The organism is Klebsiella sp. WP4-W18-ESBL-05 (assembly GCF_014169075.1).
Taxonomy (GTDB): domain Bacteria; phylum Pseudomonadota; class Gammaproteobacteria; order Enterobacterales; family Enterobacteriaceae; genus Kluyvera; species Kluyvera ascorbata_B.
In genome coordinates this window covers 2,876,044-2,888,381 of the sequence record NZ_AP022057.1, presented here as the reverse complement: position 1 = coordinate 2,888,381, position 12,338 = coordinate 2,876,044, and the positions used below count along the sequence as shown (strand labels likewise).

General features: G+C 53.2%; 13 protein-coding genes. 8 read left to right on the top strand and 5 right to left on the bottom strand.

The window, feature by feature from the left end; translation table 11 throughout:
- Positions 1 to 40: 40 nt before the first annotated feature.
- Positions 41 to 280, top strand: a complete 240-nt coding sequence (locus H7R58_RS13970; RefSeq protein WP_106927917.1) for a YecH family metal-binding protein — start codon at positions 41 to 43, stop codon at positions 278 to 280.
- A gap of 34 nt (positions 281 to 314) precedes the next feature.
- Here the strand turns inward: H7R58_RS13970 and ftnA are convergent, their stop codons facing one another.
- The 3 genes from ftnA to H7R58_RS13955 form a co-directional block, all read right to left on the bottom strand.
- Complete coding sequence (gene ftnA, locus H7R58_RS13965; protein WP_106927857.1) at positions 315 to 812, bottom strand: non-heme ferritin; 498 nt, start codon at positions 810 to 812, stop codon at positions 315 to 317.
- Positions 813 to 1,000: 188 nt separating this feature from the next.
- A complete protein-coding gene (gene yecR, locus H7R58_RS13960) occupies positions 1,001 to 1,336 on the bottom strand; it encodes a YecR family lipoprotein (RefSeq protein ID WP_106927915.1) in 336 nt (111 codons plus the stop codon).
- Positions 1,337 to 1,421: 85 nt separating this feature from the next.
- Positions 1,422 to 3,611 (bottom strand): HD domain-containing phosphohydrolase, encoded by a 2,190-nt coding sequence (locus tag H7R58_RS13955; protein ID WP_182930404.1) that lies wholly within the window; start codon positions 3,609 to 3,611, stop codon positions 1,422 to 1,424.
- Positions 3,612 to 3,900: 289 nt separating this feature from the next.
- Here H7R58_RS13955 and H7R58_RS13950 point away from each other — a divergent pair, with 289 nt between their 5' ends.
- Complete coding sequence (locus H7R58_RS13950; RefSeq protein ID WP_106927853.1) at positions 3,901 to 4,539, top strand: RpiB/LacA/LacB family sugar-phosphate isomerase; 639 nt, start codon at positions 3,901 to 3,903, stop codon at positions 4,537 to 4,539.
- 54 nt (positions 4,540 to 4,593) lie between these two features.
- On the opposite strand, the gene H7R58_RS13945 is transcribed toward H7R58_RS13950, so the two are convergent.
- Entirely contained in the window at positions 4,594 to 6,021 is a 1,428-nt protein-coding gene (locus H7R58_RS13945) for an MFS transporter (RefSeq protein ID WP_106927851.1), read from the bottom strand.
- A gap of 210 nt (positions 6,022 to 6,231) precedes the next feature.
- Between H7R58_RS13945 and azuC the strand changes: the two genes are divergently transcribed.
- The gene (gene azuC / locus H7R58_RS13940) at positions 6,232 to 6,321 is read left to right on the top strand and encodes a stress response protein AzuC (protein WP_015963980.1); all 90 of its coding nucleotides are present in this window, start codon (positions 6,232 to 6,234) and stop codon (positions 6,319 to 6,321) included.
- A gap of 80 nt (positions 6,322 to 6,401) precedes the next feature.
- Positions 6,402 to 6,653, top strand: coding sequence for a DUF2766 family protein (locus H7R58_RS13935; protein ID WP_064544613.1), 252 nt, complete (start codon positions 6,402 to 6,404; stop codon positions 6,651 to 6,653).
- A gap of 74 nt (positions 6,654 to 6,727) precedes the next feature.
- On the opposite strand, the gene H7R58_RS13930 is transcribed toward H7R58_RS13935, so the two are convergent.
- Positions 6,728 to 7,234, bottom strand: coding sequence for a non-heme ferritin-like protein (locus H7R58_RS13930; RefSeq protein ID WP_106927849.1), 507 nt, complete (start codon positions 7,232 to 7,234; stop codon positions 6,728 to 6,730).
- A 632-nt stretch (positions 7,235 to 7,866) separates the two neighbouring features.
- On the opposite strand from H7R58_RS13930, the gene H7R58_RS13925 reads away from it, so the two are divergent.
- From H7R58_RS13925 to araH, 4 genes are all read left to right on the top strand, one after another.
- Positions 7,867 to 8,424, top strand: a complete 558-nt coding sequence (locus tag H7R58_RS13925) for a DJ-1/PfpI family protein (protein WP_106927847.1) — start codon at positions 7,867 to 7,869, stop codon at positions 8,422 to 8,424.
- Positions 8,425 to 8,727: 303 nt separating this feature from the next.
- Positions 8,728 to 9,708 (top strand): arabinose ABC transporter substrate-binding protein, encoded by a 981-nt coding sequence (locus H7R58_RS13920; RefSeq protein ID WP_106927845.1) that lies wholly within the window; start codon positions 8,728 to 8,730, stop codon positions 9,706 to 9,708.
- A gap of 63 nt (positions 9,709 to 9,771) precedes the next feature.
- Complete coding sequence (gene araG / locus H7R58_RS13915; RefSeq protein WP_106927843.1) at positions 9,772 to 11,286, top strand: L-arabinose ABC transporter ATP-binding protein AraG; 1,515 nt, start codon at positions 9,772 to 9,774, stop codon at positions 11,284 to 11,286.
- Positions 11,287 to 11,300: 14 nt separating this feature from the next.
- Positions 11,301 to 12,281 (top strand): L-arabinose ABC transporter permease AraH, encoded by a 981-nt coding sequence (araH, locus tag H7R58_RS13910; protein ID WP_182930406.1) that lies wholly within the window; start codon positions 11,301 to 11,303, stop codon positions 12,279 to 12,281.
- The last annotated feature ends 57 nt before the right edge of the window (positions 12,282 to 12,338 follow it).

The window sequence follows — 12,338 nt, the reverse complement described above, 5'->3', positions numbered from 1 at the left end:
ACAAATGCAGTTTATCCTGGTGTTTTTATTGGGAGGAAAAATGAATTCTATTCACGGTCACGAAGTCCTGAATATGATGATGGCATCAGGCGAACAATACAGTCTGGAAAGTCTGGAAGCGGCTATTCATGAGCGCTTTGGTACTCAGGCACGATTTCATACCTGCTCGGCGGAAAATATGAGCGCGGGGGAACTGGTGGCTTTTCTGCATAAGAAGGGCAAGTTTATTCCACTGGAATCTGGTTTTACTACCGCAGAAAGTAAAATTTGCCGCCATTAATGGGCAGCGGCGTTTATACGCCGCTGCGCGGTAATTAATTCTGGGTATCGAGCGTTGCCAGCTCTTTATCGATAAAGTACAGCCCTTCACCGCTTTTACCCGCCAGCGTCAGCTTATCAATAACGGATTTGAACAGCTTCTCTTCTTCGTGCTGCTCAGCCACATACCACTGCAGGAAATTAAAGGTCGGATAATCCTGGTTGGTCATTGCGGCATGTGCCAGTTCGTTGATTTTGCTGGTGATAAGCTGCTCGTGCTCGTAGGTGACGCGGAACAGTTCGTCCAGTGAGGCATATTCAGCAAACGGCGAGGAGACGGTGTTGATGCGTGGCAGGCTGCCGGTATCGGTCAGGTAGTCGAACAGGCGCTGCATGTGCGTCATCTCTTCCTGGGCGTGGCGGCGCAAAAAGGCGGCGGCACCTTCAAAGCTGTTAAAACTGCACCAGGCGCTCATCTGCTGATACAGCAGCGAAGAATAAAGTTCGAGATTCATCTGTTCATTTAATTTCTCGATCATTGGTGCTTTCAGCATCGTGTCGCTCCCCCAAATTCGTTAATAGTTAATTACAGCGGAACTATAAGTTGTTATTAAGTTATTTGCAAAAAGTAAATATAAAAATATTTATTTAATAATACGAATGGGAATAAAACTCATTGGCATAAATATAATGGGTGTTCACCGGGGAATATAATGACGCCGGCAGGACCGGCGCTGGGCAATTAATAATAGGCCGTTGCGGCGGGGATATTGGCAATCCCCCGGCACTGGTACTGCAAGGTGATATGCTCGTTAAGGCACAGCGAGCCGCTGATGGTTGAACAGGTGGTAATCGGCTGGCCGTAGGAAAAGGCGGTTGCATAGCCCATTTGTTGACAGGCTTTGTTCGCCTCGGACTGTGCCAGATAGCCGTCGGTACGGGCATTTTGCAGTACTGCCTGCCCGTAGGTCAGACGAACGATACCGCTGGTGGCATCAACTTCGCTGACGCTTGCCGCGCGGGGAACCGTGCACGCGGAAAGTGTCAGCAGGGCGGGGATAAGAATGAGGCTTTTCATCATTTCGCTCTGCGCAATCTGTCGTAGCCTGATTGTAGCCGTCGAGACGGCAGCCAATCCTTTGAATAGTCGCCAGATCCAGGTGTTAATCCGTTTGTGACTCATAAATAGCCTGGAACTGCAGATGCAGCTGGCAAAACAGCTTGACCAGCGAAGGGTCAAAATGACTTCCGGCGCTGCTGACGATAATTTCGTAGGCCCGCTCGTGGGAAAAGCTCGGCTTATAAACCCGCTTTTGCCGCAGCGCATCGTAAACGTCAGCAATGGCCAGAATTCGGGCTTCAATCGGAATGGCCTCACCGGCCAGCCCGTCCGGATAACCGCTGCCGTCCCACTTTTCGTGATGGTGGCGGATCAGATTTTCCGCCACCGAGCCCAGCGCCAGGCCCTGAACGATGCGCCAGCCCTTAACCGAATGCTGCTGGATTTCTCTGAACTCGTCCTCCGTCAGTTTACCCTGCTTATGCAAAATATGTTCGGGAACGGCGATTTTGCCGATATCGTGCAGCGACGCGAAATTTTCGATATCGCGAACCCGTTTATACGGGAGCTTAAGCCCACGAGCCAGCAGGCTGCAGTAAGCGGCAACGCGGCGAATATGGCAGCCGGTTTCATCATCATGAACGTGGTTAATTTTCTCCATTGCTTCGACAATGCTGCGGTTGACGGCGCGATGTTTGTTCATATGACGCCACATCATCAGCATCAGGCTGAGAATAAACACCACCAGCACCAGCAGGCCAGCGCTCACGATTTGTAATGCATTTTTGCTTAGCGCACCCGGGGTGGCCGGGGGTGTGGACGATGGCGTCAGTTGATGGCGATAGCTGGAAATCAGGTGTACCTGCGACAGCAGCGCGTTCAGCGGATGTTCGATGTTGACCCAGGTCCCGATCTGATAGCCGGAGTGGGTGAGTCCGGCCACCTTCAGCGCACCGCGGAACAGATCGCTGCCGCGTAGCGCCTGCTCCAGCGAACTCAAGTCGCCGAGGATAAAATCGATTTGATGATTATCAATGGTATCCAGCAGCTCGTCGATGCTAGCGCGGGCGACAAGCGTCACGTCGGTACCAAAACGCTGGCGCAGGTAATAAGCGGCGAAGGAACCACGGATAACACCAACCCGCTGATGGCGTACCTGCTCCTCATCGAGGATAAACGGCATCCCGACCTTGTTGTAGTACGCGTTGTACCAGTTGACCAACGGACCAATCAGCCCCTCCATCTGACTGCCGTTGCGAATATCAAAAATATCGGCAAGGTGAATTGGCCAGTCTTCATTCTGCATGCGAACCATATAGTTATCGAGAAACTGCACGTCGACGTCAATGTTTAACAGGTCGCGTAGATCATTCACCATGTTAATGGCACTGCCGTGATAGCCCCGCTCGTCTTTCCAGATAATTGGCGCAAAATTTTCATTTTTCGGCAGCGGAATCGTCAGCCGGTTCTCTCTAAGCCAGCTTTGCTCGGCAGGCGTCAGCGTAAGGTGCTGTCGCAAAAACATCAGTTGGCTTTGCTCTTCCAATGCCTGTAGCCTGCCGTTTTGTCGCCATTCATTGAGCAACTGATTCACGTTGCCGCGCATGTAGCTTTGTTCCGGACTGATGCCGAAAGCGGCGCTGAAGCGCAGTGCAGGGAAGGGGCGGGAAAGGGTGAAGTAGTAGTGCGGGCCGCCCATTTCCCGGTCTTCGTTGATATAGAAGTCGGCGCCGCCGCTGCGCAGGATCTGCAGCGCCTCTTTGCTGGTATCAACCTCTATGATTTGCTGTAGTTCAAGCGTGGGGTAGGCTTTTTTCACCAGCGCCTGGGTGCGATCGTGGCGGCGGAAGATAACGCGTGTGTTATTGAGATCGTTAGGGTTCTTAGCCTGACGGGTGATGCTCACCGCGACGACTTCAGTATCAAACAGCGGCACGGAGAGCGTCTTATTTTCAGCGTTCGGTTTGGTTTGCAGCACGCTGGCATAGAGGCCATAGTCATGGTGTGCAAAACGCTTTTCGAACGTTTGGCCATCGACAGGGCGCAGGGTGAGATTGTAGCCATAGCGCGCATTGATGGCATGCAGCAGTTCGGGGTAAAAACCGCGGTACTGCCCGTGTCTATCGCGCCAGAATTCAAAGCTGTCGGCATCCAGCACCCACACGGGAACGGGCGCCGCGGGTTTGACCTTCTGCGGCGGGACGGCAAACGCCCGCAGTGTGCAAACGAGTAACAGGGTCAGTAGAACAAGGAGACCCAGCCCGTGTCGAAAAATTCGGCAGTTCTGTGTCACAAGTCAGTTCCTTTGCAGTGACTATTCTATCCATTTAATAGCTGATCTAGCACCGGGGTTCTCATAACCCCACCACCAGTTTAGTCGACCAAATGGCCTGATGACAGTAAATAAAATCGGGGTTATGTAATGATTTTTATCCGCCTGAACGCGCAAAAGTGTGACCGTCTCAATAAAAAATAAAACCATTTTTCATAAAATTTGAAAGTGTGTTTGTCTAGTAGTAAGGTTACCCCAACGTAATCGAACGACTGCGGGCGCTCCCGCGTAGCTTTCAGGAGAGGAAAGAATGAAAATTGCACTGATGATGGAAAACAGCCAGGCCAGCAAAAACGCGACCATTCATCATGAGTTAAAAGCCGTTGCCGATGAAAAAGGCTTCCCGGTATACAACGTGGGCATGTGTGATGAAAACGATCACCACCTGACCTACATTCACCTGGGTATCATGGCCAGCATCCTGCTGAACTCGAAAGCGGTAGATTTCGTAGTAACCGGTTGTGGCACCGGCCAGGGCGCGCTGATGTCCCTGAACATTCACCCGGGCGTTGTCTGCGGCTACTGCCTGGATCCGGCAGATGCCTTCCTGTTTGCCCAGATCAACAACGGTAACGCGCTGTCTCTGGCCTTCGCGAAAGGCTTTGGCTGGGGCGCAGAGCTGAACGTACGCTACATGTTTGAAAAAGCGTTCACCGGCCGTAACGGCGAAGGCTACCCGCCGGAGCGTAAAGAGCCGCAGGTTCGTAACGCAGGCATCCTGAACCAGGTGAAAGCAGCGGTCGTTAAAGAAAACTACCTCGACACCCTGCGCGCTATCGACCCGGCGCTGGTGAAAACCGCCGTTTCCGGTCAGCGTTTCCAGGAATGCTTCTTCGAAAACTGCCAGAACAAAGAAATCGAAGCCTTTGTTCGTGAGATCCTGGCGTAAGCCTGAATCTTTCTGTTTGACCAAAAACCCACGCCAAGGCGTGGGTTTTTTCGCTTAAGAGGGCTTCCTTTTCTGCGATACCGCGCTGCCGGCGTCCCGCGTCAGGTGCAATGTATCGAACATGCCAACCAGGCAAATCAGCGCAATAAAGACAAAGGCGAGGCGGAAGCTGATGCCCGGTACCTCGCTCAGCGCCAGCGTCGCGCTTAACTTCTCGCCGATGCGGATGCCAATCGCCCCGAGCGTAATACCAAGGCCAATGGCTAACTGACTGGCGGTGCTGAACAACGTATTGGCGTAGCTCATCTGGGAGGACGGGACGTCGGCAAATGCCAGCGTGCTGACGCCGGTAAACTGGATCGAGCGGAACACGCCGCCGAGATAGAGCACCAGCATAATGACCCAGACCGGCGTCTGCGGCGTCAGGAAAGCACAGGCAAGCAGCGCCAGCACGTTCAGCGAACCGTTGAGCAGCAGCAGGCGGCGAAAGCCCAGCCAGCGTATCAGCGGCGTAGTGGCGGGTTTGATCGTCAGGTTGCCCACAAACACCGCCAGCACCAGCAGGCCGGAGTGGAACGGGTCCATACCGAACCCAACCTGGAAGAGTAGCGGCAGCAGAAACGGTACGGCGCTAATGGATGCGCGGAACAGCGAACCGCCGTACATCGTGACGCGAAAGGTGGGGACCTGCAGCGCATCCATGCGGATCATCGGCGCCGGGCTACGGCGAAAATGGCGCAGCGCATAGCAGAAGGTGGCCCCACCGACGATAAGCAGCGCGATGACCGTCCAGCCCTGCATTTTTTCGGCGCCAAGCATCTCCATCGCATACACCAGGCTCACCATCGATACCGAGGTGGCCAGGAAGCCCGGCAGATCGAATGGTCGACGCTCATCGTCGCGAACGTTGGGAATAATGCGCAGCGCCAGAATAATCGCAATAATGCCGAGCGGAACGTTAATAAAGAAGATCCAGCGCCAGTCGGCGACCTGGGTAATAAATCCGCCCAGCGGCGGCCCGATAATGGGCGCAATCAGCGCGGGCCAGGTGAGCGTGGCAATCGCCGAGATCAGCAGATGCTTTGGCGTGGTGCGCAGTACCGCCAGTCGGCCAACGGGGACCATTAACGCGCCGCCAACGCCTTGTAGAATACGCATTGCCACGAAACTGTGGGCGCTGGTGGCGAGGCCGCAAAATACCGAGGAGACGGTGAAAATAGCCAGCGCCAGGCTGAAGATAGTACGGGCCCCGAAGCGGTCGGCTATCCAGCCGCTGGCGGGAATCAGTACCGCAAGGGTGATCAGATAGGCGCTGATACCGATATTCAAATCGACGGCTTCAACGCCAAAGGTTTTCGCCATATCCGGCAGGGCAGTGGCAATCACCGTCCCATCAAGAAACTCCATAAAGAACGCACCGGCTACCAGCAGCGCGGCAGGGGATACCCCGCGTGTTGCCTGGGCCTGGAGAGGCTCATTCATTGTTGTGTTACCCTATCAAAAAAATGCGTAAAATTTACAAATTTTGTAGACGTTGTAAGTAACAGATTTTAATAACAAAATTTATATAAATTTAACGCGATGCACCAATCTTATGTGATATAAATCGCAAAATGGTTGATTTTTGTGACGGCGGTCATATTATGTACGTAAAGACAATAACATCTGCATAACAAAAACCGGAGCATTCACATGAAACAGCGTATGCGTAAAATCCTCAAAAGCATGTTTGAAAACTATTGCAAGACTTTCAAAGACGTACCGCCAGGCGCTATGTTCTGATAAAAAAACCTGCTGCGGCAGGTTTTTTTATCTTTCGCAAAAGTAGGGTACTATTACGCTCCGCAAAAAAGGAGCAAAAAATGTCTCAGAACCTGACCCCTAACGATGAGCTGGTTTCCGACGTCGTCGCCTGCCAGCTGGTCATCAAACAGATCCTCGACGTGATTGATGTGATTGCCCCGGTAGAAGTGCGCGAGAAAATGGCGACTCAGCTGAAGGCCATTGATTTCACGACGCATCCGGCAGGGGCTGACCCCGTGACGCTACGGGCGATTCAAAAAGCGATCGCGCTGATTGAGCTGAAGTTTACACCGCAGGATGCGACGCATTAATGCCTGTCTGATGGGTTCAGGCACGCGTCCTGAAAACAGAAACAACAAGGGCGGCCATAGCCGCCCTTGTTGCATTATGATGGCTGCCGTTTATTCACGATGTTCAGCAGGTGGCGGTCGGTTTGCTGGATGCACAGGCCCGCTTCACGCGCGCTGCGCACCTCATCCAGAATGGTCTTCAGCAAGATACCATCCTGTTGCTGTTCTTCTTCCAGCGTATTGAGGAAGCTCAGGGTGTTATCGTCTTGAAGCACTTTTGCCTGTTCAGTAAGTTCCGACAGCGTTGAGCTACGCTGATCGTGGTCTTCAATTGTTGTCAGGAAAAGATCTTCGAGGGTTGCACATTTAGCCTGGCGAATTTCGAAGGCTTTCACCACCGGGTAAGCGCCGGCTTTCTTGATAAAATCAAACACGCGCATCATTTGCGTGACGCTGGACTGCGCGCGCGAACGTAAGAACGTCGCAGTGCCATTTAGTCGATGTTCTGAACACCACTCGCTCAAACGCAAATAATGATTAGATGCATGGAATTCGAGATTCATCTGAGCATTAAGCTTTTTAACCATTCCTGGAGCTGCCATATAAATATCCTTATTACTGGTAGGAACGATACGCGTGACATCGCATAGTTCTAAATAGCCGCTAACCATGCGCTATTTACGCGTTTGAATGTGACGACATATTACCTGTCGTCTTCAATCATGAACGCAAGATATAAACCTTCTTTAGTTCACAAAAATAATACTCTGAGTTTGCGTATAAGAAAACTCTTATGACTCGCTTTTTACGTTTCGTTACAACCTATATTAAAGTGGAGGATAATTATCAAGAAATTCCGTCGTAACACCATGAATAATATGAAGTATAAGGCTTCTCTCTTGAGTCGTTAAGACGGGGTTGAACGCGAAGATGTTTGTTGCATTGATAATGAATAAAAGTGTGATGAATATCTCATTTATCCGCCCGTGCCGAACGTACACATAGGCGCGATACGCAATATTTGTTATGAATGGTGTATGGCAAGTAATATTCCCCATTTATATATCATGATATGTACCTGGACCTCAGATATTAGAATGTGGGTAAATTTGTTTTAGATCATTTTTGATAATGACCGACGAGGGGATTATGTTCGCCGGCATGACATATGTGCATAATCCCTCTTTATTTCTCGTTCGGGGGGATGCGTTAATTTAAATTCACAGGAGTTATAATGAAACAGGTTGCCGTACTGCTGGCCCCAGGGTTTGAGGAAGGGGAAGCGATTGTCACTATCGATATTCTGCGTCGCTTACATATTGGCGTTGAGCTGGTGTCGTGCGCAGAGTCGCGGGCTGTGGTGAGCTATCACGATATTCCGATGGTGGCTGACGCCACGCTGGCAGAGCGTCTTGATACGCTGTACGACGCGGTTGTGCTACCGGGGGGGCCGCAGGGAAGCGTGAATCTGGCAGCAAGCAAAGACGTTGTCCGGTTTGTGGCGAACCACGATGCCGCAGGCAAATTCATTTGCCCGATCTGCTCAGCCGCCGCGCGCGTGCTCGCCGGAAACGATTTGCTGAAAGGCCGCCGCTACGTGTGCTCTGGCGACCTGTGGCAGGACGTCAAAAACGGTGAATACGTTGATGCACCGGTTGTTGAAGATGGCAACCTAATCAGCGGTAAAGGCTTTGGCCATGTGTTTGATTTCGCCTTTACCGTAGCGGCACGCCTGCTGGGCGATGAAGCGCCGGTACGCGATCACGCCGATCACATCTATTATCGCTGGTAATTCATCCTGCCCTGTGGCGGAAGGGATTTTCACGCTATCAATATAGATAAAATAGCTATTTCCCTGCGCGAATTGTCAGACAATTCGCGCAGCAGATATGTATTTATCTGCTGAATCTATGCATCACATCACTGTAATTCAGCGGTGTGATGGCGCTCTCTTATGGAAGATTAATTCCTGGCTATTAATGTTTCAACAACGTTAATGCTGTTAATGACACAGCTAATACTTTGTTTTATGTCCGATTTAAATCGTTGGTCTGATTTTTCCCTACATAAAAGAACATTAAGGCTGGAGTTAACCATGCACAAATTTACCCACGCGCTGGCGGCCATCGGGCTGGCAGCCGTTATGTCACAATCAGCTATGGCCGAGAATCTTAAGCTCGGCTTTCTCGTCAAACAGCCGGAAGAACCGTGGTTCCAGACGGAATGGAAATTTGCCGATAAAGCGGGCAAAGACCTCGGCTTTGACGTCATTAAAATTGCCGTACCTGACGGTGAGAAAACCCTTAATGCGATTGACAGCCTGGCGGCCAGCGGCGCGAAAGGCTTTGTTATATGTACACCAGACCCGAAGCTGGGGCCCGCTATTGTTGCCAAAGCGCGCGGCTATGATATGAAAGTGATCACCGTCGACGATCAGTTCGTCAACGCCAAAGGCAAGCCGATGGAAGAGGTCCCGCTGGTCATGATGGCGGCGAGTGAAATCGGTGCTCGTCAGGGCCAGGAGCTGTATAAAGAGATGCAAAAGCGCGGTTGGGATATCAAAACCACCGGCGTGATGGCCATTACGGCCAACGAACTGGATACCGCACGTCGCCGCACGACGGGCTCAATGGATGCGCTGAAGGCCGCCGGTTTCCCGGAAAAACAGATCTATCAGGTCCCGACCAAATCTAACGATATCCCCGGTGCGTTCGACGCCGGTAACTCGCTGCTGGTGCAGCACCCGGAAGTGAAACAGTGGCTGGTTATCGGCATGAACGATAACACCGTGCTGGGCGGCGTTCGCGCCACGGAAGGTCAGGGCTTTAAAGCGGCTAACGTTATCGGTATCGGGATTAACGGCGTAGATGCCGTCAACGAACTGTCGAAAGCGCAGGCTACCGGTTTCTTCGGCTCCCTGCTGCCAAGCCCGGATATCCACGGCTATAAAACCAGTGAGCTGCTGTATAACTGGGTACAGAAAGGTGCTGAGCCGCCGAAATTCACGGCGGTGACCGACGTGGTGCTGATTACTCGCGATAACTTCAAAGAAGAGCTGGCGAAAAAAGGCCTCTAAGTCCTGATGGTTCTCCTCCCGCGTGCGCGGGGGGAGAGGGATCGTGTCAATGTGGAGGTTGCGATGCAACAGTCTACCCCTTATCTCTCCTTTCGCGGTATCAGCAAAACGTTCCCCGGCGTTAAGGCCCTGTCCGATATCAGTTTCGACTGCTATAGCGGGCAGGTGCACGCGCTGATGGGGGAGAACGGCGCCGGAAAGTCGACGCTGTTGAAAATACTCAGCGGTAACTATGCCCCGACGGCGGGCACGCTGGCGCTGCGCGGCGAAGAGATTTCATTTGTCGATACTACCGCGGCGTTGAACGCGGGTATCGCGATTATTTACCAGGAACTGCATCTCGTCCCGGAAATGACCGTGGCGGAAAATATTTATCTGGGTCAGCTGCCGAGCCGCGGCGGGATGGTTAACCGCAAGCTGCTGAACTATGAAGCGCGTCTCCAGCTCGAACATCTGGGGCTGGATATTGACCCGGACACCCCGCTTAAGTATCTGTCTATCGGCCAGTGGCAGATGGTGGAAATTGCTAAGGCGCTGGCGCGTAACGCCAAGGTGATTGCCTTTGACGAACCGACCAGTTCGCTTTCCGCCCGCGAAATAGACAACCTGTTTCGGGTGATCCGCGAACTGCGTAAAGAGGGGCGAGTCATCATCTATGTCTCGCACCGCATGGAAGAGATCTTTGCGCTGAGCGACGCTATTACGGTGTTTAAGGACGGCCGCTATGTCTGCACGTTTGACGACATGATGGCGGTCAGCCATGACCGGCTGGTACAAGCGATGGTCGGGCGCAATATTGGCGACATCTACGGTTGGCAGCCTCGCCCGCACGGGGCAGAGCGGCTGCGTCTTGAACAGGTGAAAGCGCCGGGCGTGCGTACGCCGATTTCGCTTACGGTCCGCAGCGGCGAGATCGTTGGCCTGTTTGGGCTGGTGGGGGCCGGGCGCAGCGAGTTGATGAAGGGGATATTCGGCGGTTCCAGGATCACCGGCGGCGAGATTTACATCGACGGCCAGCGGATAACCATTGATAAACCGGCGCAGGCGATTCGTGCGGGTATGATGCTGTGCCCGGAAGACCGCAAAGCGGAAGGGATCATCCCGGTGCATTCGGTGCGCGACAATATCAACATCAGCGCCCGCCGCAAGCACATCCACGCTGGGTGCCTTATCAACAATGACTGGGAGGCCACCAACGCCGACCACCACATCCAGTCGCTCAATATCAAAACGCCTGGGGCCGAGCAGCTGATTATGAACCTTTCCGGGGGCAATCAGCAGAAGGCTATCCTCGGGCGCTGGCTGTCGGAGGAGATGAAAGTGATCCTGCTCGACGAGCCGACGCGCGGCATTGATGTTGGTGCGAAACACGAAATCTACAACGTGATTTACGCGCTGGCGGCTTCTGGCGTGGCGGTGCTGTTTGCTTCCAGCGATCTGCCGGAAGTGCTGGGCGTTGCCGATCGGATCGTGGTGATGCGCGAAGGGGAGATCGCCGGCGAACTGTTGCATGAGAGCGCCAATGAACAACAGGCGTTAAGCCTGGCTATGCCTAAAGTCAGTCAGGCGGTCGCCTGAGTAAGGAGATTATGATGTCATCTGTTACAACGCCGGGCGCCCAACGCGCGTCGCTAAGCTTTAGCCGCATCTGGGATCAGTACGGCATGCTGGTGGTCTTTGCGGCACTTTTCGTCTGCTGTGCGATTTTTGTGCCGAATTTTGCCACCTTTATCAACATGAAGGGCCTGGGGCTGGCGATTTCCATGTCCGGGATGGTGGCCTGCGGCATGCTGTTCTGCCTTGCTTCGGGGGATTTTGATCTGTCGGTCGCGTCGGTGATTGCCTGCGCCGGGGTGACGACAGCGGTGGTCATTAACATGACCGAAAGCCTGTGGATCGGCGTCTTTGCCGGGCTGCTGCTGGGGGCCGTGAGTGGATTGGTGAACGGTTTCGTGATTGCGAAGCTGAAAATTAACGCGCTGATCACCACGCTCGCGACGATGCAAATTGTGCGTGGGCTGGCCTATATTATTTCCGACGGCAAAGCGGTGGGGATTGAAGACGAACGTTTCTTCACGCTCGGCTACGCCAACTGGCTCGGGCTACCGGCACCTATCTGGCTGACGGTGGGCTGTCTGGTGATTTTTGGTCTGCTGCTTAATAAAACCACCTTTGGTCGCAACACGCTGGCCATCGGCGGTAACGAAGAAGCGGCGCGGCTGGCCGGGGTTCCGGTGGTACGCACCAAGATTATTATCTTTGTGCTCTCCGGGCTGGTGTCGGCGGCGGCGGGGATTATTCTGGCCTCACGCATGACCAGCGGCCAGCCGATGACCTCAATAGGCTATGAGCTGATCGTCATTTCCGCCTGCGTGCTGGGCGGCGTATCGCTGAAAGGGGGGATTGGTAAAATCTCTTACGTGGTGGCCGGGATTTTAATTCTGGGCACCGTGGAGAATGCGATGAACCTGCTGAACATTTCGCCGTTCTCACAGTACGTGGTGCGTGGTCTGATTCTGCTGGCAGCGGTGATTTTCGACCGTTACAAGCAGAAGGCTAAGCGGACCGTATAGCGTTCACTCCCGTCACGATGGGGTATGACAGATGCCGGTGATGTCCCTGCATGCGGC

Bases quoted from the DNA above. Each gene is read 5' to 3' on its own strand.
- H7R58_RS13950 (WP_106927853.1), top strand. From the start codon at position 3,901: ATGAAAATTGCACTGATGATGGAAAACAGCCAGGCCAGCAAAAACGCG.
- H7R58_RS13930 (WP_106927849.1), bottom strand. From the start codon at position 7,234: ATGGCAGCTCCAGGAATGGTTAAAAAGCTTAATGCTCAGATGAATCTC.
- ftnA (WP_106927857.1), bottom strand. From the start codon at position 812: ATGCTGAAAGCACCAATGATCGAGAAATTAAATGAACAGATGAATCTC.
- H7R58_RS13935 (WP_064544613.1), top strand. From the start codon at position 6,402: ATGTCTCAGAACCTGACCCCTAACGATGAGCTGGTTTCCGACGTCGTC.
- H7R58_RS13970 (WP_106927917.1), top strand. From the start codon at position 41: ATGAATTCTATTCACGGTCACGAAGTCCTGAATATGATGATGGCATCA.
- araH (WP_182930406.1), top strand. From the start codon at position 11,301: ATGTCATCTGTTACAACGCCGGGCGCCCAACGCGCGTCGCTAAGCTTT.
- H7R58_RS13920 (WP_106927845.1), top strand. From the start codon at position 8,728: ATGCACAAATTTACCCACGCGCTGGCGGCCATCGGGCTGGCAGCCGTT.
- azuC (WP_015963980.1), top strand. From the start codon at position 6,232: ATGAAACAGCGTATGCGTAAAATCCTCAAAAGCATGTTTGAAAACTAT.
- H7R58_RS13945 (WP_106927851.1), bottom strand. From the start codon at position 6,021: ATGAATGAGCCTCTCCAGGCCCAGGCAACACGCGGGGTATCCCCTGCC.
- yecR (WP_106927915.1), bottom strand. From the start codon at position 1,336: ATGAAAAGCCTCATTCTTATCCCCGCCCTGCTGACACTTTCCGCGTGC.
- araG (WP_106927843.1), top strand. From the start codon at position 9,772: ATGCAACAGTCTACCCCTTATCTCTCCTTTCGCGGTATCAGCAAAACG.
- H7R58_RS13925 (WP_106927847.1), top strand. From the start codon at position 7,867: ATGAAACAGGTTGCCGTACTGCTGGCCCCAGGGTTTGAGGAAGGGGAA.